This is a genomic window from Sphingomonas sp. SFZ2018-12 (genome assembly GCF_022496715.1).
Taxonomy (GTDB): Bacteria; Pseudomonadota; Alphaproteobacteria; order Sphingomonadales; family Sphingomonadaceae; genus Sphingomonas.
In genome coordinates this window covers 19,718-40,718 of sequence record NZ_WTFM01000003.1, presented here as the reverse complement: position 1 = coordinate 40,718, position 21,001 = coordinate 19,718, and the positions used below count along the sequence as shown (strand labels likewise).

The 21,001-nt window shown below is 65.5% G+C and carries 32 protein-coding genes; 31 read left to right on the top strand and 1 reads right to left on the bottom strand.

Annotated features, from left to right (window positions below):
* Nucleotides 1-19: 19 nt before the first annotated feature.
* The 31 genes from tuf (at nt 20) to GO308_RS13405 (ending at nt 20,421) form a co-directional block, all read left to right on the top strand.
* Complete coding sequence (gene tuf / locus GO308_RS13555; RefSeq protein ID WP_066476787.1) at nt 20-1,216, top strand: elongation factor Tu; 1,197 nt, start codon at nt 20-22, stop codon at nt 1,214-1,216.
* Nucleotides 1,217-1,433: 217 nt separating this feature from the next.
* Nucleotides 1,434-1,724: a GIY-YIG nuclease family protein gene (locus GO308_RS13550; protein WP_240885844.1), complete on the top strand. Its 291-nt coding sequence runs from the start codon at nt 1,434-1,436 to the stop codon at nt 1,722-1,724.
* 267 nt (nt 1,725-1,991) lie between these two features.
* The gene (rpsJ, locus tag GO308_RS13545; protein ID WP_066476792.1) at nt 1,992-2,300 is read left to right on the top strand and encodes a 30S ribosomal protein S10; all 309 of its coding nucleotides are present in this window, start codon (nt 1,992-1,994) and stop codon (nt 2,298-2,300) included.
* 379 nt (nt 2,301-2,679) lie between these two features.
* A complete protein-coding gene (gene rplC / locus GO308_RS13540; RefSeq protein WP_240885843.1) occupies nt 2,680-3,435 on the top strand; it encodes a 50S ribosomal protein L3 in 756 nt (251 codons plus the stop codon).
* A 3-nt stretch (nt 3,436-3,438) separates the two neighbouring features.
* Nucleotides 3,439-4,065, top strand: a complete 627-nt coding sequence (rplD, locus tag GO308_RS13535; RefSeq protein WP_066549362.1) for a 50S ribosomal protein L4 — start codon at nt 3,439-3,441, stop codon at nt 4,063-4,065.
* Nucleotides 4,058-4,375: a 50S ribosomal protein L23 gene (locus tag GO308_RS13530; RefSeq protein ID WP_066476795.1), complete on the top strand. Its 318-nt coding sequence runs from the start codon at nt 4,058-4,060 to the stop codon at nt 4,373-4,375. The genes rplD and GO308_RS13530 overlap by 8 nt, the downstream gene beginning before the upstream one ends.
* Nucleotides 4,376-4,377: 2 nt before the next feature.
* Entirely contained in the window at nt 4,378-5,229 is an 852-nt protein-coding gene (rplB, locus tag GO308_RS13525; RefSeq protein ID WP_066476798.1) for a 50S ribosomal protein L2, read from the top strand.
* A gap of 5 nt (nt 5,230-5,234) precedes the next feature.
* Nucleotides 5,235-5,513, top strand: coding sequence for a 30S ribosomal protein S19 (gene rpsS, locus GO308_RS13520; protein WP_066476799.1), 279 nt, complete (start codon nt 5,235-5,237; stop codon nt 5,511-5,513).
* Nucleotides 5,513-5,890 (top strand): 50S ribosomal protein L22, encoded by a 378-nt coding sequence (gene rplV, locus GO308_RS13515; RefSeq protein WP_066476802.1) that lies wholly within the window; start codon nt 5,513-5,515, stop codon nt 5,888-5,890. The genes rpsS and rplV overlap by 1 nt, the downstream gene beginning before the upstream one ends.
* 3 nt (nt 5,891-5,893) lie before the next feature.
* On the top strand, nt 5,894-6,589 hold the full coding sequence (gene rpsC, locus GO308_RS13510; protein WP_066476804.1) for a 30S ribosomal protein S3: 696 nt from the start codon (nt 5,894-5,896) through the stop codon (nt 6,587-6,589).
* Nucleotides 6,590-6,610: 21 nt separating this feature from the next.
* Nucleotides 6,611-7,042, top strand: coding sequence for a 50S ribosomal protein L16 (gene rplP, locus GO308_RS13505; protein WP_066476809.1), 432 nt, complete (start codon nt 6,611-6,613; stop codon nt 7,040-7,042).
* 3 nt (nt 7,043-7,045) lie between these two features.
* Complete coding sequence (gene rpmC / locus GO308_RS13500) at nt 7,046-7,282, top strand: 50S ribosomal protein L29 (protein WP_240885842.1); 237 nt, start codon at nt 7,046-7,048, stop codon at nt 7,280-7,282.
* A 12-nt stretch (nt 7,283-7,294) separates the two neighbouring features.
* Nucleotides 7,295-7,576, top strand: coding sequence for a 30S ribosomal protein S17 (gene rpsQ, locus GO308_RS13495; protein ID WP_066476812.1), 282 nt, complete (start codon nt 7,295-7,297; stop codon nt 7,574-7,576).
* 165 nt (nt 7,577-7,741) lie between these two features.
* Nucleotides 7,742-8,110 (top strand): 50S ribosomal protein L14, encoded by a 369-nt coding sequence (rplN, locus tag GO308_RS13490; protein WP_066476814.1) that lies wholly within the window; start codon nt 7,742-7,744, stop codon nt 8,108-8,110.
* Complete coding sequence (gene rplX / locus GO308_RS13485; RefSeq protein ID WP_066476817.1) at nt 8,110-8,427, top strand: 50S ribosomal protein L24; 318 nt, start codon at nt 8,110-8,112, stop codon at nt 8,425-8,427. The genes rplN and rplX overlap by 1 nt, the downstream gene beginning before the upstream one ends.
* The gene (gene rplE / locus GO308_RS13480) at nt 8,420-9,001 is read left to right on the top strand and encodes a 50S ribosomal protein L5 (protein ID WP_066476821.1); all 582 of its coding nucleotides are present in this window, start codon (nt 8,420-8,422) and stop codon (nt 8,999-9,001) included. The genes rplX and rplE overlap by 8 nt, the downstream gene beginning before the upstream one ends.
* Before the next feature lie 120 nt (nt 9,002-9,121).
* A complete protein-coding gene (gene rpsN, locus GO308_RS13475; RefSeq protein WP_066476823.1) occupies nt 9,122-9,427 on the top strand; it encodes a 30S ribosomal protein S14 in 306 nt (101 codons plus the stop codon).
* A gap of 11 nt (nt 9,428-9,438) precedes the next feature.
* Nucleotides 9,439-9,834, top strand: a complete 396-nt coding sequence (rpsH, locus tag GO308_RS13470) for a 30S ribosomal protein S8 (RefSeq protein WP_066476825.1) — start codon at nt 9,439-9,441, stop codon at nt 9,832-9,834.
* A complete protein-coding gene (rplF, locus tag GO308_RS13465; RefSeq protein ID WP_066476827.1) occupies nt 9,834-10,367 on the top strand; it encodes a 50S ribosomal protein L6 in 534 nt (177 codons plus the stop codon). Before rpsH ends, rplF begins: the two co-directional genes overlap by 1 nt.
* Nucleotides 10,367-10,726, top strand: coding sequence for a 50S ribosomal protein L18 (rplR, locus tag GO308_RS13460; RefSeq protein WP_066476828.1), 360 nt, complete (start codon nt 10,367-10,369; stop codon nt 10,724-10,726). The genes rplF and rplR overlap by 1 nt, the downstream gene beginning before the upstream one ends.
* 2 nt (nt 10,727-10,728) lie before the next feature.
* Nucleotides 10,729-11,445: a 30S ribosomal protein S5 gene (gene rpsE, locus GO308_RS13455; protein WP_066476831.1), complete on the top strand. Its 717-nt coding sequence runs from the start codon at nt 10,729-10,731 to the stop codon at nt 11,443-11,445.
* Nucleotides 11,446-11,450: 5 nt separating this feature from the next.
* Nucleotides 11,451-11,627 carry a 50S ribosomal protein L30 gene (gene rpmD / locus GO308_RS13450; RefSeq protein WP_066476908.1) on the top strand — a complete coding sequence of 59 codons (177 nt, stop codon included), beginning with the start codon at nt 11,451-11,453 and terminating at the stop codon, nt 11,625-11,627.
* Between the two features lie 164 nt (nt 11,628-11,791).
* Nucleotides 11,792-12,337, top strand: a complete 546-nt coding sequence (rplO, locus tag GO308_RS13445) for a 50S ribosomal protein L15 (protein ID WP_066549363.1) — start codon at nt 11,792-11,794, stop codon at nt 12,335-12,337.
* A gap of 259 nt (nt 12,338-12,596) precedes the next feature.
* Nucleotides 12,597-13,964: a preprotein translocase subunit SecY gene (secY, locus tag GO308_RS13440; RefSeq protein WP_240885841.1), complete on the top strand. Its 1,368-nt coding sequence runs from the start codon at nt 12,597-12,599 to the stop codon at nt 13,962-13,964.
* Between the two features lie 33 nt (nt 13,965-13,997).
* Nucleotides 13,998-14,645, top strand: coding sequence for an adenylate kinase (locus GO308_RS13435; RefSeq protein WP_066476838.1), 648 nt, complete (start codon nt 13,998-14,000; stop codon nt 14,643-14,645).
* An 86-nt stretch (nt 14,646-14,731) separates the two neighbouring features.
* The gene (locus GO308_RS13430) at nt 14,732-15,256 is read left to right on the top strand and encodes an SRPBCC domain-containing protein (RefSeq protein ID WP_066644345.1); all 525 of its coding nucleotides are present in this window, start codon (nt 14,732-14,734) and stop codon (nt 15,254-15,256) included.
* Between the two features lie 214 nt (nt 15,257-15,470).
* Complete coding sequence (rpsM, locus tag GO308_RS13425; RefSeq protein WP_066476840.1) at nt 15,471-15,839, top strand: 30S ribosomal protein S13; 369 nt, start codon at nt 15,471-15,473, stop codon at nt 15,837-15,839.
* A gap of 107 nt (nt 15,840-15,946) precedes the next feature.
* Nucleotides 15,947-16,336, top strand: a complete 390-nt coding sequence (gene rpsK / locus GO308_RS13420; protein ID WP_066476841.1) for a 30S ribosomal protein S11 — start codon at nt 15,947-15,949, stop codon at nt 16,334-16,336.
* A 101-nt stretch (nt 16,337-16,437) separates the two neighbouring features.
* On the top strand, nt 16,438-17,502 hold the full coding sequence (locus GO308_RS13415) for a DNA-directed RNA polymerase subunit alpha (RefSeq protein WP_066476842.1): 1,065 nt from the start codon (nt 16,438-16,440) through the stop codon (nt 17,500-17,502).
* A gap of 241 nt (nt 17,503-17,743) precedes the next feature.
* Complete coding sequence (gene rplQ, locus GO308_RS13410) at nt 17,744-18,166, top strand: 50S ribosomal protein L17 (RefSeq protein ID WP_066549368.1); 423 nt, start codon at nt 17,744-17,746, stop codon at nt 18,164-18,166.
* 104 nt (nt 18,167-18,270) lie between these two features.
* A complete protein-coding gene (locus GO308_RS13405; RefSeq protein ID WP_240885839.1) occupies nt 18,271-20,421 on the top strand; it encodes a prolyl oligopeptidase family serine peptidase in 2,151 nt (716 codons plus the stop codon).
* A 52-nt stretch (nt 20,422-20,473) separates the two neighbouring features.
* On the opposite strand, the gene GO308_RS13400 is transcribed toward GO308_RS13405, so the two are convergent.
* Nucleotides 20,474-20,914, bottom strand: coding sequence for an ester cyclase (locus GO308_RS13400; protein ID WP_066476848.1), 441 nt, complete (start codon nt 20,912-20,914; stop codon nt 20,474-20,476).
* Between the last annotated feature and the right edge of the window lie 87 nt (nt 20,915-21,001).

Sequence of the window (21,001 nt, the reverse complement as noted above, 5' to 3'; positions counted from 1 at the left end):
AATCAGAAGGTAGGACACAATGGCGAAGGCAAAGTTCGAGCGGAACAAACCGCACCTCAATATCGGCACCATCGGTCACGTCGACCACGGCAAGACGTCGCTGACCGCCGCGATCACCAAGGTTCTGGCTGAAAACGTCGCCGGCAACGCGGCCGTCGATTTTGCCAACATCGACAAGGCGCCGGAAGAGCGCGAGCGCGGCATCACCATCTCGACCGCGCACGTCGAGTATGAGACCGAGAACCGCCACTATGCGCACGTCGACTGCCCCGGCCACGCCGACTATGTGAAGAACATGATCACCGGCGCGGCGCAGATGGACGGCGCGATCCTGGTGGTCGCCGCGACCGACGGCCCGATGCCCCAGACCAAGGAGCACATCCTGCTCGCCCGTCAGGTCGGCGTGCCGACGATGGTCGTGTTCCTCAACAAGGTCGACCTGGTCGACGACGAGGAAATCCTCGAGCTGGTCGAGCTGGAAATCCGCGAGGAACTGTCCAAGCGTGAATTCGACGGCGACAATATCCCGATCATCCGTGGTTCGGCGACCTGCGCGCTCGACGGCTCGAACGAGACGCTGGGCAAGGACGCGATCCTGGCGCTGATGAAGGCGGTCGACGAATCGATCCCGCAGCCCGAGCGTCCGCTCGACAAGCCGTTCATGATGCCGATCGAAGACGTGTTCTCGATCTCGGGTCGCGGCACCGTCGTCACCGGCCGTGTCGAAACCGGCATCATCAAGGTCGGCGAGGAAGTCGAGATCGTCGGCATCCAGCAGGAAACCCGCAAGACCGTCGTGACCGGCGTCGAAATGTTCCGCAAGCTGCTCGACCAGGGCCAGGCGGGCGACAATATCGGCGCGCTGATCCGCGGCGTCGGCCGTGACGAAGTCGAGCGTGGCCAGGTTCTGGCCAAGCCGGGTTCGATCAAGCCGCACACCGACTTCCAGTCGTCGGTCTATGTGCTGTCGAAGGACGAGGGCGGCCGTCACACGCCGTTCTTCGCGAACTATCGTCCGCAGTTCTACTTCCGCACCACCGACGTCACCGGCACGATCGAGCTGCCGGCCGGCACCGAAATGGTCATGCCGGGCGACGAAGTGGCCCTTGGCGTCAAGCTGATCGCCCCGATCGCGATGGACGTCGGCCAGCGCTTCACGATCCGCGAAGGCGGCCGCACCGTCGGCGCCGGCGTCGTGAGCCAGATCGACAAGTAATCTGACGCTCCCTTTGGGGGCGCCACGCGAACAAGGAACCCGGTCTCTCTCAGGAGAGGCCGGGTTTTTTGTTGGTGGAGTGTGCGGGGTGGCGGGCGTTGCGCGGGAAGCGGGACTCCGGGTCAAGCCCGGGGTGACGAGGCTGGAGAAATGTTCGCAACGCTTTTGTCGTCGCCCCGGGCTTGACCCGGGGCCCCGCTGCCTTTGAGTTGCCGGCATGTCGGACGGCGGCTGGGTGTACATCATGGCGGATCGATATCGCGGCACCATGTATGTCGGGGTGACCGCCGATCTTGCGGCCCGAGTCCACCAGCATCGCAACGTTACGGGTTCCGACTTTTGCACTCGATACGGCCTCAACCGCCTGGTGTGGGCGGACCACACGCCATCGGTTCTTGATGCCATCGCACACGAGAAGCGTCTCAAGCGATGGCGGCGGCAGTGGAAGTTCGATCTGGTCGAGCGGGGGAATCCCGAATGGCGCGATCTGTTCGACGTGCTCGTGTGACTCGATAGGTTGAAAAGGCAGCGGGGCCCCGGCTCAAGGCCGGGGCGACGGCGGTCTTTGATTGGCCCATTTGCCTTTTTTATCGCCGCGGGGTTGCCCCGGGGTCCCGCTCGTTCGGCGCAACCCGTGACCTTTTTCCGCTGTCGGGGGCTTGATCCCGAAGCCTCACCCGTGTATCGGCGCGCCTTCGTTTGACGCAGTAACAGCAAGAGCCCCGGCAACGGGGCCGCGCTCTTTCGCATCGGTAGGGACCCAGAGTCAGTCGTTATGGACAATAATATCCGCATCCGCCTGAAGGCGTTCGATCATCGCGTGCTCGACCAGGCGACCGGCGACATCGCCGACACCGCCCGTCGTACCGGCGCGCTCATCCGTGGTCCCATCCCGTTGCCGACGCGCATCGAGAAGTTCACCGTCAACCGCGGTCCGCACATCGACAAGAAGTCGCGCGAGCAGTTCGAGGTGCGCACCTACAAGCGGATGCTCGACATCGTTCAGCCGACCCCGCAGACGGTCGACGCGCTGATGAAGCTCGATCTCGCCGCGGGTGTTGATGTTGAGATCAAATTGGCGTAAGCGCGCCGCTCACTGATTCACCGGCGCGGGATTCGCGTCGGTATCGTCGCTCCGGTTCGCCGGAGCCTCTGGCCTCTAGGTTCTGCCTAGCCTCAAGAGACCCGGACGCAGGTTCGGGTGACGAACCAAGGCTCAAGAGCCGCAAGGGCTCTTTCGACATCGGGATACCGCCGGGCTGGCCCTTGCAAGGGGGTGTTGTCCGGGTCTCGCGTCCCCCGTCTTTTTCCCGGCATTTGTCGGGAAGTTCAGCCCGGACGGGGCTCGTTGTAATTCATGGGCTGAAGCGGGAGCTGCCGCTGGACCTCGTGTCCGACGGCGGCTCGTCACGCCCGCGCCGGCAATCGTGCCGTTGCGGGCCTCTGTATAAGGAGCATGGGTCATGCGCACTGGCGTGATCGCGAAGAAAATGGGGATGACCCGCCTGTTCCAGGACGACGGCCGCCACGTGCCCGTCACCGTCCTGGCGCTGGAGGGTGTGCAGGTGGTGGCGCAGCGGACCGCCGATCGCGACGGCTATGTCGCGGTTCAGGTCGGCGCCGGCGTCGCCAAGGCCAAGAATGTCGCCAAGCCGCAGCGCGGCCATTTCGGCAAGGCCGAAGTCGAGCCCAAGGCGCAGCTGTGCGAGTTCCGCGTCGCTGAAGACGCGCTGCTCGATGTCGGCGCGGAAATCGCCGCCGACCACTTCGTCGCCGGCCAGCTGGTCGACGTGTCGGGCAAGACGCAGGGCAAGGGCTTTGCGGGCGCCATGAAGCGCTGGGGCTTCGGTGGTCTGCGTGCCACCCACGGCGTGTCGGTCAGCCATCGTTCGCATGGTTCGACCGGTAACCGCCAGGATCCGGGCCGCGTCTTCAAGAACAAGAAGATGGCCGGCCACATGGGCGACCGCAACCGCACCCAGCAGAATCTGGAAGTCGTTTCGACCGACGCCGAGCGCGGCCTGATCTTCGTCAAGGGATCGGTGCCGGGCCACAAGGGCACCTGGCTGATCGTCAAGGACGCGGTGAAGGTGCCGCGTCATGCCGACGCCCCGTACCCCGCGTCGATCAAGACCGCGCACAACAACAATGACGCCCCCGCCGCCACGCCTGCTGAAGACGTGGCGACGGTCGAGGCGACCGACGGCCAGGAGGGCTGACAAGTGAAGGTCAAGGTACAGACCCTCGACGCCAAGGAAAATGGCGACATCGACCTGAAGGACGAGGTGTTCGGCGTCGAGCCGCGCGCCGACGTGCTTCACCGCGTCGTCACCTGGCAGCTCGAAAAGCGCCGCGGCACTGCTCGTGGCACGCGTGAGCGCGCCGACGTCGCCCGCACGGGCAAGAAGTTCGGTCGCCAGAAGGGCGGCGGCACCGCCCGTCACGGCGATCGCCGCGCCCCGGTGTTCATCGGCGGTGGTAAGGCGCACGGTGCGCGCGTTCGCGACTTCAATCCGTCGCTGAACAAGAAGATCCGCGCGCTGGGCCTGAAGATGGCGCTGTCGAGCCACGCCAAGGCGGGTTCGCTGATCGTCGTCGACACGCTGACCGTCGCCGATGCCAAGACCAAGGTGCTGAAGGGCCAGCTCGCCAAGCTGGGCTTTGGCAAGACGGCGCTGGTGATCGACGGCGATGCGGTCGAGAACAGCTTCGCGCTCGCCTCGCGCAACCTGACGCAGGTCAACGTCCTGCCGGCGGTCGGCGCGAACGTCTATGACATCCTGAAGCATGACACGCTGGTGCTGACCCGCGCCGCGGTCGAAAAGCTGGAGGCCCGCTTCCATGGCTAAGCAGTCCAAGGCGGCGGTCGACATCCGCCACTACGACGTCATCCTGGCGCCGCACATCACCGAAAAGGCCACGCTGGTGAGCGAGGCGAACGCGGTGGTGTTCAAGGTCGCCAACGACGCGACCAAGCCCGAGATCAAGGCCGCCGTCGAAGCGCTGTTCAACGTCAGCGTCACCGGCGTCAACACGATCGTCCAGAAGGGCAAGACCAAGCGGTGGAAGGGCACCCCCTATCGCCGCACCGACATGAAGAAGGCGATCGTGACGCTGAAGGACGGCGACTCGATCGACGTGACGCAGGGGGTCAACTGACCATGGCGCTCAAGCAATATAATCCGACCTCGCCCGGCGTTCGCGGGCTGATCCTGGTCGACCGTTCGGGCCTGTACAAGGGTCGCCCCGTCAAGGCGCTGACCGAAGGCAAGACCAAGACCGGCGGCCGCAACAACAAGGGCCATGTCACCTCGCGCGGCATCGCGGGCGGTCACAAGCAGCGTTATCGCATCGTCGATTTCAAGCGCCGCCTGTGGGACGTCGAGGGCACGGTCGAGCGGATCGAATATGATCCCAACCGCACCGCGTTCATCGCGCTGGTCAATTACGGCAAGGATGACGCGGGCAAGGAACGCCTGGCCTACATCATCGCGCCGCAGCGCCTGGGCGTCGGCGACAAGGTGATCGCGGGCAAGAAGACCGACGTGAAGCCGGGCAACGCCATGGAACTGGGCCAGATGCCGGTCGGCACCATCGTCCACAATGTGGAGATGAAGCCGGGCAAGGGCGGCCAGATCGCACGTTCGGCGGGCACCTATGTGCAGGTCGTCGGCCGCGACAAGGGTATGGTCATCGTCCGCCTCAATTCGGGCGAGCAGCGGTACATCCGGGCCGATTGCATGGGCACGGTCGGTGCGGTGTCGAACCCCGACAACCAGAACCAGAACCTGGGCAAGGCCGGCCGCAATCGCTGGCTGGGCAAGCGCCCGCTGACCCGCGGCGTCGCCAAGAACCCGGTCGACCACCCGCATGGCGGTGGTGAAGGCCGGACCTCGGGCGGCCGTCACCCGGTCACCCCGTGGGGCAAGCCGACCAAGGGTGCGCGCACCCGTCACAACAAGGCGACGGACAAGATGATCATCCGTTCGCGTCACGCGAAGAAGAAGGGCTAATCGAGATGGCTCGTTCGGTTTGGAAGGGTCCGTTCGTCGACCTCCACCTGCTCAAGAAGGCGGAGACCGCCCAGGAACAGGGCACGCGCGCCGGTCCGATCAAGACCTGGTCGCGGCGTTCGACGATCCTGCCGCAGTTCGTCGGCCTGACGTTCAACGTCTATAACGGCCGCAAGTTCGTGCCGGTTTCGGTCAATGAGGACATGGTCGGCATGAAGCTGGGTGAATTTGCGCCGACGCGCTTCTTCCCCGGCCACGCCGCGGACAAGAAGGGTAAGCGCTGATGAGCAAGCAGGCAGCTCCGCGCCGCGTCGGTGAGAAGGAAGCGCTGGCGGTCGGCACGACGATCCGCGGTTCGGCCCAGAAGCTGAACCTCGTCGCGGGCCTGATCCGCGGCAAGAAGGCGGGCGACGCGATGAACATCCTCACCTTCAGCAAGAAGGCGATGGCAGTCGACGCGCGCAAGGTGCTGGCGTCCGCCATCGCCAACGCCGAGAACAACCACAACCTCGACGTCGACGCGCTGGTCGTGTCGGAAGCGTCGGTGGGCAAGTCGATCACGATGAAGCGGTTCGCGACGCGCGGTCGCGGCAAGTCGACGCGCATCCTGAAGCCGTTCTCGCGGCTGCGGATCGTCGTGCGCGAGCAGGAAGAGGCGTAAGTCATGGGTCAGAAGAGCAATCCGATCGGTCTGCGTCTCCAGATCAACCGCACCTGGGACAGCCGCTGGTTCGCGGAAGGCCATGACTATGGCCGCCTCCTCATGGAGGACCTGAAGATCCGCAAGTACATCCTCGAGACGCTGCCCCAGGCCGCGATTTCGAAGGTGGTGATCGAGCGTCCGGCCAAGCTGTGCCGCGTGTCGATCTTTGCGGCGCGTCCCGGCGTCATCATCGGCAAGAAGGGCGCCGACATCGAGAAGCTGCGCAAGAAGCTCGCCTCGATGACCTCGTCCGACGTCAGCCTGAACATCGTCGAGATCCGCAAGCCCGAGATCGACGCGAAGCTCGTCGCCCAGGGCGTCGCCGACCAGCTTGAGCGCCGCATCGCGTTCCGCCGCGCGATGAAGCGCGCGGTGCAGTCGGCGCTGCGTCTGGGTGCGGAAGGCATCCGGATCACCTGCGGCGGCCGTCTGGGCGGCGCGGAAATCGCGCGGACCGAATGGTATCGCGAGGGCCGCGTGCCGCTGCACACGCTGCGCGCGAACGTCGATTATGCCGAGGCGCAGGCCCACACCGCCTATGGCGTGTGCGGCGTCAAGGTGTGGATCTTCAAGGGCGAGATTCTGGGCCACGATCCGATGGCGCAGGACCGGCTGATGATGGAAGCACAGACCTCCGGCGTCCGTCCGGCGCGCTGATAGGGACCAGGGACAAGTAACATGCTGCAACCGAAGCGCACCAAGTTCCGCAAGGCGTTCAAGGGCCGTATCCATGGCGATGCCAAGGGCGGCACCAGCCTGAACTTCGGCTCCTATGGCCTGAAGGCGATGGAGCCGGAGCGGATCACCGCCCGCCAGATCGAAGCGGCGCGCCGCGCGATCACGCGTCACATCAAGCGCCAGGGGCGTTTGTGGATCCGCATCTTCCCCGACGTGCCGGTCTCGTCGAAGCCCGCCGAAGTCCGCATGGGCTCGGGCAAGGGTTCGCCCGAATTCTGGGTGGCGCGGGTGAAGCCGGGCCGCATCCTGTTCGAACTGGACGGCGTGGCCGGCCCGCTCGCCGCCGAAGCGTTCGAGCGCGCGGCGATGAAGCTGCCGATCAAGACCAAGGTCGTCGCGCGCCTCGGCGACACGTCGCACCTGGAGGGTTAAGCAATGACCAAGGTATCCGATTTCCGGGCGAAGACCGACGATCAGCTGACCGACGAACTCGGCCAGCTGAAGCGCGAGCAGTTCAACCTGCGTTTCCAGGCGGCGACCAGCCAGCTGGAGAAGGCGAGCCGCGTCCGCGAAGTCCGTCGCGACATCGCCCGCATCAAGACGCTGCAGAACGAACGGGCGGCTGCCGCCGCCCTGGGGCAGAACGAGCGTTCGCGCTCGGCTGCCAAGTAAGAGGACGAAACCATGCCGAAGCGCGTGCTGACCGGGAACGTGGTTTCCGACAAGGGCGACAAGACGATCGTGGTGCTGGTGGAGCGCAAGGTGAAGCACCCGCTCTACGGCAAGATCATCCGTCGTTCGAAGAAGTATCATGCCCATGACGAGGGCAACGAGTATCGCGAGGGCGAGACCGTGCGCATCGAAGAGACCGCGCCGATCTCGAAGCTCAAGACCTGGAAGGTGATCGGTCGGGTCAACACCCGCGCGACGCCGGCCGAAACCGCGGCGGCTGCGGCCGAAGCGTAAACAGGTTCCGCTCGCCCTGAGCTTGTCGAAGGGCTGCACTTCTACCGGCAACGGTTGAGTGAAGAAGAGCGGGGCTTCGACAAGCTCAACCCAAACGGGGTGAGCGGCTTTATCAGAAGGCGGGGCTGGGTCGGAATCCACCCCATTTGAGAAGGAACCGGATCGATGATCCAGATGCAGTCCAATCTCGACGTCGCTGACAACAGCGGCGCGAAGCGGGTGCAGTGCATCAAGGTGCTGGGCGGCTCGAAGCGTCGCACGGCCGGTGTGGGCGACATCATCGTCGTCAGCATCAAGGAAGCTGCTCCGCGTGGTCGTGTGAAGAAGGGCGACGTGCACCGTGCGGTGATCGTGCGCACCGCCAAGGACATTCGCCGCGCCGATGGCTCGGTCATTCGTTTCGACGGCAATGCCGCGGTGCTGGTCAACAAGAACGAGGAGCCGATCGGCACCCGTATCTTTGGCCCGGTGGTCCGCGAGCTGCGCGGCCGCGGCTATATGAAGATCATCAGCCTTGCGCCGGAGGTGCTGTGATGGCTGCCGCCAAGATCAAGAAGGGCGACCAGGTCGTCGTCCTGTCCGGCAAGGACAAGGGCAAGACCGGCGAAGTCGTGAAGTCGATGCCGCGTGACGAGAAGGTCGTCGTGTCGGGCGTCAACATCGCGGTTCGCCACAAGAAGCCCACCCAGGCCAACCCGCAGGGCGGCCTGGAGCGTTCGGAAGCCCCGCTTCACGTTTCCAAGGTCGCGCATGTGACCAAGGACGGCAAGGCGACCCGCGTCCGTTTTGAAACTCGCGACGGCAAGAAGGTCCGCGTTGCCGTGAAGACCGGGGAGGTCATCAATGGCTGATCGCTACACGCCCCGCATGAAGAAGCTGTACGACGACCGCATCGCCAAGGCGATGACGGAGAAGTTCGGCTACAAGAACGCGATGGAAGTGCCGAGGATCGAGAAGATCGTCCTCAACATGGGGGTCGGTGAAGCGACCCAGGACAAGAAGAAGGTCGAACAGGCCGCGTCCGAAATGGAGCTGATCGCGGGCCAGAAGCCGGTCGTGACCAAGGCGAAGAAGTCGATCGCGCAGTTCAAGTTGCGCGAGGGCATGCCGATCGGTTGCAAGGTGACGCTGCGTCGCGAGCGGATGTACGAGTTCCTCGACCGCCTGGTGACGATCGCAATGCCGCGCATCCGCGACTTTCGTGGTCTGAACCCCAAGTCGTTCGACGGCCGTGGCAACTATGCCATGGGCCTGAAGGAACAGCTGGTGTTCCCGGAAATCAATTACGACCGCATCGACAAGGTGCGTGGTCTGGACATCATCGTCACGACCACCGCCAAGACCGATGACGAGGCGCGCGAGCTGCTGCGCCTGTTCGGTTTCCCGTTCATCGGGATGACCGGCGAGGAAAAGCAGGCGGCGTAATCCATCTGCGCGTCGTCCCGGCGGAGGCCGGGGCCGCCCCGTCCAGCGGGAGCGCGCACTGAAGTGAGCGGCCCCGGCCTCCGCCGGGGCGACGGATTGGAAGAAGAGAGCTTAAGTCCGATGGCGAAACTGAGTTCGATCAACAAGAACGAGCGTCGCAAGCTGCTGGTCAAGAAGTATGCCGGCAAATATGCGAAGCTGAAGGCAATCGCGAATGACGAGTCGCTCGATGAGACCGAGCGTCTGATCGCGCGCCTGAAGATGGCTGAAATCCCGCGCAACGGGAACCCGACCCGGGTCCGCAACCGTTGCGAAGTGACCGGCCGTCCGCGCGCCTATTACCGCAAGTTCCGTCTCGCCCGCGTCATGCTGCGCGATCTGGCCAACAAGGGCCTGATCCCCGGCGTCACCAAGTCGAGCTGGTAAGGATCACGCACATGGCATTGACCGATCCCCTGGGTGATATGCTCACCCGCATCCGCAACGGCCAGCGCGCCCGCAAGGACAGCGTGCTGACGCCCGCGTCGAAGCTGCGCGCCCGCGTGCTCGATGTGCTGCAGCGCGAAGGCTATATCCGCGGCTACAGCGAAGAGCAGATGGGCCCCGCCGCGGGCATTCGCATCGAGCTGAAATATTTCGAGGGCCAGCCCGCGATCAAGCATGTCGCGCGCGTGTCCAAGCCCGGTCGCCGCGTCTATTCGGGTTCGCAGGACCTGCCCCGCGTGCGCAATGGCCTGGGCATCACCATCGTTTCGACGCCCAAGGGCGTTCTGTCCGACGCGGAAGCGCGCGAGCAGAATGTCGGCGGCGAAGTGCTGGCGGAGGTGTTCTGATGAGCCGCATCGGAAAGAAGCCGGTTTCGGTACCGGCGGGCGTGACCGCCAACATCGCGGGCGACGAGCTGAATGTGAAGGGCCCGAAGGGCGCGCTGACGCTCAAGCTGGCCGACGACATCAGTTATGAAGTCGTCGACGGCGGCATTTCGGTTCAGCCGGCCAACGACACCAAGCGCGCCCGCGCCTTCTGGGGCATGCAGCGCACGCTGGTGCAGAACCTGGTCACCGGCGTGACCGAGGGCTTCACCAAGCGCCTGGAAATGACCGGCGTCGGCTATCGCGCGGCGATGCAGGGCAAGAAGCTGAAGCTTCAGCTCGGCTACAGCCACGACGTCGACATCGAGGTTCCGGCCGATCTGGAGGTCAAGACCCCGGATCAGACGACGATCGAGATCAGCGGCATCGACAAGCAGAAGGTCGGCCAGCTCGCGGCGGAAATCCGCGAATGGCGCCGTCCCGAACCCTATAAGGGCAAGGGCATTCGTTATGCGGGCGAGTATATCTTCCGCAAGGAAGGGAAGAAGAAGTGATGTCGACCAAGGGTATGTCGCTCTTCGAAAAGCGGCGGCGCCGCAACCGCACCGCGCTGCGTGCGCGTGGCGCCGGCCGTCCCCGCCTTTCGGTGCATCGTTCGGGCAAGCACATCTATGCCCAGGTGATCGATGATGCCGCCGGCCGCACGGTCGCGGCGGCGTCGACGCTCGACAAGGATCTGCGCGGCCAGGCCAGCGCCAACATCGAAGCTGCCAAGGAAGTCGGCAAGCGCGTTGCGGAAGCGGCGAAGCAGGCCGGCGTGACCCAGGTCGTCTTCGACCGCGGCGGCTTCCTGTATCATGGTCGCGTCAAGGCGCTGGCGGATGCCGCGCGCGAAGGCGGATTGGAGTTCTAAGCATGGCGGACGAAATCAACACGACCGACGCGCCCGTCGTCGAAGCGCAGGACGCCGGCCAGAACCAGGGCCGCGGCCGGGGTCGCGGCCGGGGCGGCAACGACCGCGGCGGTGGCCGGGGCAATGATCGCGGTGGCCGTGGCCGTCGTGACGAGCGCGGCGCGCGCGGTGGCGAGGAAGGTGGCGAGGAGCTGATCGAAAAGCTCGTCCACATCAACCGCGTCAGCAAGACGGTGAAGGGCGGCAAGCGCTTCGGCTTTGCGGCGCTCGTCGTCGTCGGTGACGGCAAGGGCCGGGTCGGCTTCGGCCATGGCAAGGCGCGCGAAGTGCCGGAAGCCATCTCCAAGGCGACCGCGGCGGCCAAGAAGAAGATGGTCCGCGTGCCGCTGCGCGAGGGCCGGACGCTGCACCATGACGGTGCCGGGCATTTCGGTGCGGGCCGCGTCTATGTCCGCTCCGCGCCCCAGGGTACCGGCATCATCGCCGGCGGTCCGATGCGCGCCGTGTTCGAATCGCTGGGCGTGGCCGATGTGGTCACCAAGTCGGTCGGCACGTCGAACCCGTACAACATGATCCGGGCGACCTTCGAGGCGCTGGGCGAGCAGACCTCGCCCAAGAGCGTCGCGCAGCGTCGTGGCAAAAAGATCGCCGACCTGCTCGGTCGCGGCGGCGCCGACAAGGGCGTGGCCGAGGCCGAAGCCGCGGCGGTGACGGAGTGAGCAACATGGCAAAGGTGAAGATCACCCAGACCGGGTCGCCGATCCGCCGCACCAAGGACCAGCGCGCGACGCTGATAGGCCTGGGCCTGAACAAGATGCACCGCACCGTCGAGCTGGAAGACAGCCCGGAAGTGCGCGGCATGATCCGCAAGGTGCAGCACATGGTGACGGTCGAGGGATAAGTCCCCCAAAGCCCTCTCCCGCTTGCGGGAGAGGGTTGGGAGAGGGAGCGAAGTGCGCAGCGTGCGCGACGCTTGTTCCTTCAGGCCCTCACCCCGACCCTCTCCCGCATGCGGGAGAGGGAGATTTGATTTTAGCGCGACAAAAGCGAAAGCGAGTGCACGACATGAAACTGAACGACATCCGCGACAACGAAGGCGCCCGTCACCGCAAGATGCGGGTCGGCCGTGGCATCGGTTCCGGCAAGGGCAAGACCGCCGGGCGTGGCCAGAAGGGCCAGAAGAGCCGCGAAGGCGTCTCGATCAACGGGTTCGAGGGCGGTCAGATGCCGCTCCACATGCGGATCCCGAAGCGCGGCTTCAACAATGTCTTCGCCAAGGATTATGCCGAGGTGAACCTGGGCGCGATCCAGAAGGCGGTCGATGCCGGCAAGCTTGGCACCGACGGCACGATCGATCACGCCGCGCTGAAGGCCGCCAATCTGGCGCGCGGCGGCAAGGACGGTGTCCGCCTCCTCGCCAAGGGCACGCTGACCGCGAAGCTCAAGTTCCTGGTCGCCGGCGCGTCGAAGACCGCGGTCGAGGCGGTCGAGAAGGCCGGCGGTTCGGTCGAGGTGATTGCCGTCGTCCCCGCCGCGGAAAAGGCCGCGGCGAAGAAGGGCAAGGCCCGCGCCGAACGCATCGCCGCAAAGGACGCGAAGAAGAAGGGCTGAACGCCTGACGGTTTGATCGTCACCCCGGCCTCGCGCCGGGGTCCCGCTGGTTCCGGCGACGGATCAGGCAGCGAGACCCGGATCAAGGCGCTTCCGAGCTTGTCGGGAGATCCGGGGTGACGGTTCGACCGGGCCTCGACGAGCGCTTCTTGGGGAAGGGATCGCTTTCCCCCTTAGACAACCCGCCCGACACCCCTATATGAGCGGCGGGAGCGCACAACGCGCACCGCCGCTTTCTGTTTCCGGGACGATCACCGACATGGCGTCAGCAGCCGACCAATTTGCCTCCAGCATCAGCCTCGCGAACTTTTCCAAGGCGACCGAGCTCAAGAAGCGCCTGTGGTTCACCATCGGCGCGCTGATCGTGTTCCGGATGCTGAGCTATGTGCCGCTGCCCGGCATCGACCCGACCGCGTTGAACCTGCTGGCTCAGCAGACGCAGGGCGGCGTGCTCGATTTCTTCAACAATTTCTCGGGCGGCGCGCTGGAGCGGATGAGCGTCATCGCGCTCGGCGTCATGCCCTATATCACCGCCTCGATCGTGGTGCAGCTCGCGACCTCGCTGTCGCCGACGCTGGCCGCGATCAAGAAGGAAGGTGAGAGCGGGCGCAAGAAGCTCAACCAATATACCCGCTATGGCACCGTCGGCCTGACCGCGGTCCAGGGCTATTTCATCGCGGTCGGCCTGGAAGCCTTCGGCGCGAGCCAGGGTGTCGCCGCGGTCATCGAACCCGGCATCATGTTCCGCATCGCGGCCGTCATTTCGCTGATCGGCGGCACGATGTTCCTGATGTGGCTGGGCGAACAGATCACCAGCCGCGGCATCGGCAACGGCATCTCGCTGATCATCATGGCGGGGATCGTCGCGCATCTGCCGACGACGCTGGTCCAGCTGTTCGAGGGCGGCCGGTCGGGCTCGGTCAATCCCGCGACGATCGCGGCGATCGGCCTGGCGGTGATCGGCCTCGTTCTGTTCATCTGCTTCATGGAGCGCGCGCAGCGCCGCATCCTGATCCAGTATCCCAAGCGCCAGACCCAGCGCGGGATGCAGGCGGAGCGCAGCCATTTGCCGCTCAAGATCAACACCGCCGGCGTCATTCCGCCGATCTTCGCGTCATCGCTGCTGCTGATGCCGCTGACGATCAGCCAGTTCGCGGGGCAGGGCCAGACCAGCGGCGACAGCGTGTGGGGCGATTTCCTGATCAGCCTCAACCAGTATCTGACCCACGGTTCGCCGGTGTACATGCTGCTTTATGGCGCCGGCATCATCTTCTTCTCGTTCTTCTACACCGCGGTCGTGTTCAACCCGGAGGAGACGGCCGACAATCTGAAGCGCTATGGCGGCTTCATCCCCGGCATCCGTCCCGGCAAGAACACCGAGGCCTATTTCGATTACGTGCTGACGCGCATCACCGTGCTCGGCGCGGCGTACCTGACCATCATCTGCCTGCTGCCCGAATATCTCGTGTCGGCGCTGGGCATCCCCTTCTACCTCGGAGGCACTAGCCTTCTGATCGTCGTCAACGTAACCATGGACACGGTGACGCAGATCCAGTCGCACCTGCTGGCGCACCAGTATGGCGACCTGATCAAGAAGTCGAAGCTGAAGAGCGGTCGTGCACGCTGAACGCAGCGGATCGAAACGGGGGACGGATAAGCCTTGAACATCATTTTGTTGGGGCCTCCGGGCGCAGGCAAGGGCACCCAGGCGGGTCGCCTGGTCGATGACCGCGGGATGGTCCAGCTTTCGACGGGCGACATGCTGCGCGCCGCGGTCAAGGCGGGTACGCCGGTCGGGCTGAAGGCGAAGGCGGTGATGGAGGCCGGGGCGCTCGTCTCCGACGACATCGTGTCGGGCATCATCGGTGAGCGGCTGGACGAATTGAACCCGGACCAGGGCGTCATCTTCGACGGCTACCCGCGCACCGCGGCGCAGGCCGAGGCGCTCGACGGCCTGCTCGCCGCGCGCGACCGCACGCTCGATCATGTGATCGAGCTGGAAGTCGACGAGGATGCGCTGGTCGATCGCATCACCGGCCGCTTCACCTGCGCGACCTGCGGCACGGGCTATCATGACCGGCACAAGCTGCCCGCGACCCCCGGGGTGTGCGATGTGTGCGGCGGGACCGAGTTCAAGCGGCGCGCCGACGACAATGCCGAAACGGTCCGCACCCGCATGGCCGAATATCGTGCCAAGACCGCGCCGATCCTGCCGATTTACGAGGCGCGCGGCCTGGTCTCGCGCGTCGACGGCATGGCGGAGATCGGCGACGTGACCGACGCGATCGAGGCGATCCTGGACCGCTGAGGCGCCCGCGGCGCGGTTCAGGCCGCGCGGGGGCCTTGTCAGCCGCGCGGGCCTGCGCCAGCATCCCCCGCGAAAGGGGGAAGACCATGCGGATCGTTCAGCTGGCGGCGGCGGGAGCCGTGATGTTGGGAGCACCGCCGGCGACGGGCGAGCTGGTGCGGCGCGACGCTTCGGGGTTCGTCAGCGAACATCGCGTCACGATCGCCGCGACCCCGGACCGTGTGTGGTCGGTGCTCGTCGCGCCGCAACGCTGGTGGAACGCCAGCCATACCTATTCGGGCGACGCCGCCAACCTGTCGCTCGATCTGCGCGCCGGCGGATGCTGGTGCGAGAAGCTGGCGGGTGGCGGCGCGGTCGAGCATATGCGCGTCGTCTATTTCGAGCCCGGGCGCGTGCTGCGGATGCGGGGGAGCCTGGGTCCGCTGCAGGAGGGGGCGGTGACGGGCACGATGACCGTGACGTTGACGCCGGGCGGGAACGGCACCGAGCTGACGGTGCGCTATGTCGTCGGGGGCTATATGGCGGATGGCCTGGCGGGGATCGCCGGGCCGGTCGACCAGGTGCTGGGCGGGCAGTTCGACGGGCTGGCTCGCCGCGTCAACGGGGGTTGACCGGCGGACAGGGCGGCCGCGAAGAAATCGTGCCGGGCGCGCACCGCCCGCTTGACAGGCCGGGTTCGCACCCGTATGCCGCGCGCTTCCGGCACCATGCTCGCTTCGGCGGCGCGATTATTCGCGCTCGCCGCGTTCATGCGTTTCCGGTGCAACGCGACGAGATGGGGCCTGCTGCCATGCGGTGCCCCGTGGAGCTGGGAGAACAGACTACATGGCACGTATCGCGGGTGTGAACATCCCGACCAACAAGCGCGTGATCATCGCGCTGCAATATATCCACGGCATCGGCCCGACCAAGGCGAAGGAAATCGTGACTCAGCTGGGCATCACGCCCGAGCGCCGGGTTCAGGACCTGTCGGACCAGGAAGTCCTGCAGATCCGCGAGACGATCGACGCCAGCCACACCGTCGAGGGCGACCTGCGCCGCCAGACCGCGATGAACATCAAGCGTCTGATGGACCTGGCCTGCTATCGCGGCCTGCGTCATCGCAAGGGGCTGCCCGTTCGTGGCCAGCGCACGCACACCAATGCGCGCACCCGCAAGGGCAAGGCCAAGCCGATCGCCGGCAAGAAGAAGTAAGCGCGCGCCCGTCGCGCCTTGCTTCCGATCGCATTGCTCGTCCGCGCAAGGATCGAGGCTAACCGCCTCCCGGCCCGGATCACTGGATAGAAGGTCAGGAATATCAAATGGCTCAAGCACCGCAGCGCCTTCGCCGGCGCGAACGCAAGAACATCACGGCGGGCGTCGCCCACGTCAACGCCAGCTTCAACAACACCATGATCACGATCACCGATGCCCAGGGCAACGCGATCAGCTGGTCGTCGGCGGGCATGATGGGGTTCAAGGGCAGCCGCAAGTCGACGCCCTATGCCGCGCAGGTCGCCGCCGAGGATGCGGGCCGCAAGGCCGCCGAGCATGGCGTTCGCACGCTGGAAGTCGAAGTGAAGGGTCCCGGATCGGGCCGCGAGTCGGCGCTGCGCGCGCTGCAGGCGGTCGGGTTCCAGATCACGTCGATCCGCGACGTGACGCCAATCCCGCATAATGGCGTGCGTCCGTCCAAGCGCCGTCGCGTCTGATCTGCCGCCTTGGCCGGGCCGGGCGTCGCGATGGCGGCGCCGGCCGGGTCCGATTTATCGGCGGGAGTTGTTCCTTTCCCGCCCAACCTTAGGGGAAGCCCGTGTCTGTCAACGCTAAGAACTGGCAGGAACTCAAGAAGCCCAATGGCCTCGAAAAGAAGCCCGGCGGCGATCCCAAGCGCAAGGCGACCTTCGTCGCCGAGCCGCTCGAGCGCGGTTTCGGCCTGACGCTCGGCAACGCGCTGCGTCGCGTGCTGCTGTCGTCGCTGCAGGGCGCGGCGGTGACGTCGATCAAGATCGAGAACGTCCTGCACGAATTCTCGTCGCTCGCCGGCGTGCGTGAGGACGTGACCGACATCGTCCTGAACGTGAAGCAGATCGCACTGCGCATGCAGGGCGAGGGGCCGAAGCGGCTCCAGCTGTCGGCGACCGGCCCGATGGACGTCCGCGCGGGCGACATCGCGGTGTCGGGCGACATCGAGGTGATGAACCCCAATCTGCTGATCTGCCACCTCGACGAAGGCGCGACGCTCAACATGGAGCTGACCGCCGACACGGGGAAGGGCTATCTGCCCGCCAGCGCCAACCGGCCGGCCGACGCGCCGATCGGCCTGATCCCGGTCGACGCGCTCTACTCGCCCGTCCGCCAGGTCAGCTACAAGGTCGAGAACACCCGCGTTGGGCAGGAGCTCGATTATGACAAGCTGACGCTGTCGATCGAGACCGACGGCACGGTGTCGCCGGAGGACGCGCTCGCCTATGCCGCGCGCATCCTTCAGGACCAGCTGGCGCTGTTCGTCCATTTCGACGACTCGGCGATCACGCGTTCGGCGCCGATCGGCATGGCGGCGGCCCCCGCCGCGGCGGAAGGCACCAGCGACACCGCGACGATCAACCGTTACCTGCTCAAGAAGGTCGACGAGCTCGAGCTGTCGGTCCGTTCGGCCAACTGCCTCAAGAACGACAACATCATCTATATCGGCGACCTAGTCCAGAAGACTGAAGCCGAGATGCTGCGCACGCCGAATTTCGGCCGCAAGTCGCTCAACGAGATCAAGGAAGTGCTGTCCAGCATGGGCCTGCGCCTCGGTATGGAAATCCCGGGCTGGCCGCCCGAGAATATCGAGGAAATGGCCAAGAAGCTGGAACAGGAGATCATGGGCTGAGCTCGGCGTCCGGGATTAGCCAGCTAATCTCGGGTTGATCGCCGAGCCCGGCCGGCGGGCCGCAAGGCCCGTCCGACGACGCGGGCTTTGCCCGCGTCGTCCCTCCACCATCCTTTGGATGGTCCCCCTCCCCGAGCAAGCTCGGGGAGGATCTAGAAGGCAGATGGCGGCCGCCTTTTAAGCGCCGCCTGGCTCGGGGTTCCGTGACACGGCCCCCAGACGAACGAGAAGGAAGAAGATCATGCGTCATCGCGTTGGCGGTCGTAAGCTGCAGCGGACCTCGGCCCACCGCATTGCCCTGTTCCGCAACATGGCGGCCGCGCTCATCAAGCACGAGCAGATCACCACCACCGTCGCCAAGGCGAAGGAGCTGCGTCCGTACGTGGAAAAGCTGGTGACGCTGGCGAAGAAGGGCGGCCTGTCCAATCGCCGCCTGGCGCATGCGCGCCTGCTGGACGATGCGCAGCTGGTCAAGCTGTTCGACGTGCTCGCGCCGCGCTATGCCGACCGTGCCGGCGGCTATACCCGCATCATCAAGGCGGGCATCCGTGCGTCGGACGCCTCGCCGATGGCGATCATCGAGTTCGTCGATCGCGACGTCAGCGCCAAGGGCCAGGATTCGGGCCCGGTGATGAACGACGAGGATTTCGACGCCGCGGCGTGATCGTGCCCGCCGCCGGTGACGGCGGTGATGGTTGACAGCCCCTTGAGCAACAGGCCGCGCCCCCATAGGGTGCGGCCTTTCTCATTTCCTGCTGGAGTCCATCCATGCGTCGCGCCCTGATCGCCCTGCCGCTGCTGTTCGCTTCCCCCGCCTTTGCCCTTTCCGACCCGGAGCCTCGCCCCGCCATGACCGCCACGATCGACTATCCCGACACGCGCCGCGTCGACGTGGTCGACGAGCAGTTCGGCGTGAAGGTGGCCGACCCCTATCGCTGGCTGGAAAACGACGTCCGCAACGACAAGGCGGTGGCCGACTGGGTTGCCGAACAGAACAAGCTGACCGACGCATATCTGGCGACGCTGCCCGGCCGCGACGTGTTCGCCGCGCGGCTGAAGGCGCTGTATGATTATGAACGCTTCGGCGTCCCGCAGCAGCAGGGCGGGCGCTATTTCTACAGCCGCAATTCGGGGCTGCAGAACCAGTCGGTGCTGTACGTCCGCGACCGTGTGGATGGCGAGGGGCGGGTGCTGATCGATCCCAATGGCTGGTCGGCCGATGGCGCGACCGCGCTGGGCGAATGGGCACCGAGCGAGGACGGCACCAAGCTGCTCTATACCATCCAGGAAGGCGGCACCGACTGGCGGATCGTCAAGGTGCTGGACGTCGCGACCGGCAAGACCATGGACGACAAGGTCGAGTGGGTGAAGTTCTCCAACTTTGCCTGGGCCAAGGACGGCAGCGGTTTTTACTATTCGCGCTTCCCGGAGCCCGCCAAGGGCCAGGAGTTCCAGGCGCTGAACGAGAACCAGGCGGTCTATTTCCACAAGCTCGGCACGCCGCAATCGGCCGACACGCTGGTTTATGCGACGCCGGAGACGCCGAAGCGCGGCCATTTCGCGCAGGTCACCGATGACGGTGCATGGCTGGTCATCACCACGACCGAGGGCACCGACAATCGCTATGAAATGACGCTGATCGACCTGGCCAAGCCGGGCGCGAAGCCGCGGACGATCGTCAAGGGGCTGGAGAATGAATGGGCGGTGGTCGGCAATGTCGGCAGCCGTTTCTGGTGGAACACCAACAAGGGCGCACCGCGATCGAAGATCGTCGAGATGGACGTCGCATCCGCCGACCTCGCCACCCGCGACGTGGTGCCCGAGGATCAGGCGGTGCTGCAGGGCGCGACGCTGATCGGCGGCCAGATCATCGCGAGCTATCTGGTCGACGCCAAGACCGAGGTGCGCCGCTATGCCCCCGACGGCAAGCTGCTGGGCCAGGTCGCGCTGCCCGGCATCGGCACCGCCGCGGGTTTCGGCGGCGACCAGAATGAAAGCGAGACCTTCTTCGCCTTCACCAGCTTCGCGACGCCGACCACCATCTATCGCTATGACGTAAAGACCGGCCAGGCGACGCCCTGGGCCGCGCCAAAGGTCGCGTTCGACCCGGCGGACTATGTCGTCGACCAGCAATTCTATACGTCGAAGGACGGCACCCGGGTGCCGATTTTCATCGTCAAGCGCAAGGATGTGACCGGCCCCGCGCCGACCCTGCTCTATGCCTATGGCGGATTCAACATTCCCCAGCTCCCCGGATTTTCGGTCACGCGGCTGGCGTGGATCGAACAGGGCGGGGTGCTCGCGGTCGCCAACATTCGCGGCGGCGGCGAATATGGCAAGGCGTGGCATGACGGCGGACGCCTGCTCAACAAGCAGAATGTGTTCGACGACTTCATCGCCGCGGGCGAATATCTGATCGCCAAGGGCATTACCGGCAAGGACCAGCTCGCGATCCAGGGCGGATCGAACGGCGGGCTGCTCGTCGGCGCGGTGACCAATCAGCGCCCCGACCTGTTCGCGGCGGCGCTGCCGGCGGTGGGCGTCATGGACATGATCCGTTTCGACCGGTTTACCGCCGGGCGCTACTGGGTGGACGATTACGGCTATCCGTCGAAGGAAGCCGATTTCAAGAACCTCTACGCCTATTCGCCCTATCACAATATCCGTGCGGGCCAGCGCTATCCCGCGATCCTTGCGACCACCGCCGACACCGACGACCGCGTCGTGCCGGGCCACACGTTCAAATATACCGCGGCGCTGCAGGCGACCGACATCGGCGATCGCCCGCATCTGGTGCGCATCGAAACCCGCGCCGGCCACGGATCGGGCAAGCCCACCGACAAGATCATCGAGGAATATGCCGACCTGTGGGCGTTTGCGGCCAAGTGGACCGGCCTGAAGATCAAGCCGGCGAAATGATCCTCCGACCCAGGCGGCACGTCGCATCCAGCTGACGTGCCGCCGGCTGCGGTCATTTCAGGATCAACGGCGTCAGCACCGGCGCCATCAGCATCTCGAACTCCAGATTGGTTGCCGAGACGATGTTCTCGACGATCAGGCCGTCCTCGACGCGCGTGACGTGGGTTTCGTCGAACAGGATGACCCGGTTGGTCGCGTCGACTCCGAAGAACGGCTTGGCGTGACGCTGGCGCGAGTGAAAGCGTGTGACGACGCGGGTGCCGTCGGCGGAGGCGAATTGATCGATGATTTCGACCGGCGATTCGGCGGGAAAGGCGTCGACAAAGCCGGCGATCGTCGCCTTGTACTCTTCGCGCCCGTCGATCGGCCCGGTCGGCTTGAGGCCGGTGATGCCCTGTACGCGCGCGTGCAGGGTCGCGTCGGCGACGGCCAGGTCCGCTTCGCCGAGGAAACGGGTGATGAAGCGGGTGACGAGTTCGACGGTGCTCGACATGTTCGGGTCCTCCTGGTTTTGCCCGCGGCGCAATAGCATGGACGATATTGCCGCCCTATCCTGCCACCCGAATAGTTGGTATCGATC

What these genes read in the sequence shown, in the direction of transcription:
- tuf (WP_066476787.1), top strand. Translation starts at nt 20, where the DNA reads ATGGCGAAGGCAAAGTTCGAGCGGAACAAACCGCACCTCAATATCGGC.
- GO308_RS13550 (WP_240885844.1), top strand. Translation starts at nt 1,434, where the DNA reads ATGTCGGACGGCGGCTGGGTGTACATCATGGCGGATCGATATCGCGGC.
- rpsJ (WP_066476792.1), top strand. Translation starts at nt 1,992, where the DNA reads ATGGACAATAATATCCGCATCCGCCTGAAGGCGTTCGATCATCGCGTG.
- rplC (WP_240885843.1), top strand. Translation starts at nt 2,680, where the DNA reads ATGCGCACTGGCGTGATCGCGAAGAAAATGGGGATGACCCGCCTGTTC.
- GO308_RS13530 (WP_066476795.1), top strand. Translation starts at nt 4,058, where the DNA reads ATGGCTAAGCAGTCCAAGGCGGCGGTCGACATCCGCCACTACGACGTC.
- rplB (WP_066476798.1), top strand. Translation starts at nt 4,378, where the DNA reads ATGGCGCTCAAGCAATATAATCCGACCTCGCCCGGCGTTCGCGGGCTG.
- rpsS (WP_066476799.1), top strand. Translation starts at nt 5,235, where the DNA reads ATGGCTCGTTCGGTTTGGAAGGGTCCGTTCGTCGACCTCCACCTGCTC.
- rplV (WP_066476802.1), top strand. Translation starts at nt 5,513, where the DNA reads ATGAGCAAGCAGGCAGCTCCGCGCCGCGTCGGTGAGAAGGAAGCGCTG.
- rpsC (WP_066476804.1), top strand. Translation starts at nt 5,894, where the DNA reads ATGGGTCAGAAGAGCAATCCGATCGGTCTGCGTCTCCAGATCAACCGC.
- rplP (WP_066476809.1), top strand. Translation starts at nt 6,611, where the DNA reads ATGCTGCAACCGAAGCGCACCAAGTTCCGCAAGGCGTTCAAGGGCCGT.
- rpmC (WP_240885842.1), top strand. Translation starts at nt 7,046, where the DNA reads ATGACCAAGGTATCCGATTTCCGGGCGAAGACCGACGATCAGCTGACC.
- rpsQ (WP_066476812.1), top strand. Translation starts at nt 7,295, where the DNA reads ATGCCGAAGCGCGTGCTGACCGGGAACGTGGTTTCCGACAAGGGCGAC.
- rplN (WP_066476814.1), top strand. Translation starts at nt 7,742, where the DNA reads ATGATCCAGATGCAGTCCAATCTCGACGTCGCTGACAACAGCGGCGCG.
- rplX (WP_066476817.1), top strand. Translation starts at nt 8,110, where the DNA reads ATGGCTGCCGCCAAGATCAAGAAGGGCGACCAGGTCGTCGTCCTGTCC.
- rplE (WP_066476821.1), top strand. Translation starts at nt 8,420, where the DNA reads ATGGCTGATCGCTACACGCCCCGCATGAAGAAGCTGTACGACGACCGC.
- rpsN (WP_066476823.1), top strand. Translation starts at nt 9,122, where the DNA reads ATGGCGAAACTGAGTTCGATCAACAAGAACGAGCGTCGCAAGCTGCTG.
- rpsH (WP_066476825.1), top strand. Translation starts at nt 9,439, where the DNA reads ATGGCATTGACCGATCCCCTGGGTGATATGCTCACCCGCATCCGCAAC.
- rplF (WP_066476827.1), top strand. Translation starts at nt 9,834, where the DNA reads ATGAGCCGCATCGGAAAGAAGCCGGTTTCGGTACCGGCGGGCGTGACC.
- rplR (WP_066476828.1), top strand. Translation starts at nt 10,367, where the DNA reads ATGTCGACCAAGGGTATGTCGCTCTTCGAAAAGCGGCGGCGCCGCAAC.
- rpsE (WP_066476831.1), top strand. Translation starts at nt 10,729, where the DNA reads ATGGCGGACGAAATCAACACGACCGACGCGCCCGTCGTCGAAGCGCAG.
- rpmD (WP_066476908.1), top strand. Translation starts at nt 11,451, where the DNA reads ATGGCAAAGGTGAAGATCACCCAGACCGGGTCGCCGATCCGCCGCACC.
- rplO (WP_066549363.1), top strand. Translation starts at nt 11,792, where the DNA reads ATGAAACTGAACGACATCCGCGACAACGAAGGCGCCCGTCACCGCAAG.
- secY (WP_240885841.1), top strand. Translation starts at nt 12,597, where the DNA reads ATGGCGTCAGCAGCCGACCAATTTGCCTCCAGCATCAGCCTCGCGAAC.
- GO308_RS13430 (WP_066644345.1), top strand. Translation starts at nt 14,732, where the DNA reads ATGCGGATCGTTCAGCTGGCGGCGGCGGGAGCCGTGATGTTGGGAGCA.
- rpsM (WP_066476840.1), top strand. Translation starts at nt 15,471, where the DNA reads ATGGCACGTATCGCGGGTGTGAACATCCCGACCAACAAGCGCGTGATC.
- rpsK (WP_066476841.1), top strand. Translation starts at nt 15,947, where the DNA reads ATGGCTCAAGCACCGCAGCGCCTTCGCCGGCGCGAACGCAAGAACATC.
- rplQ (WP_066549368.1), top strand. Translation starts at nt 17,744, where the DNA reads ATGCGTCATCGCGTTGGCGGTCGTAAGCTGCAGCGGACCTCGGCCCAC.
- GO308_RS13405 (WP_240885839.1), top strand. Translation starts at nt 18,271, where the DNA reads ATGCGTCGCGCCCTGATCGCCCTGCCGCTGCTGTTCGCTTCCCCCGCC.
- GO308_RS13400 (WP_066476848.1), bottom strand. Translation starts at nt 20,914, where the DNA reads ATGTCGAGCACCGTCGAACTCGTCACCCGCTTCATCACCCGTTTCCTC.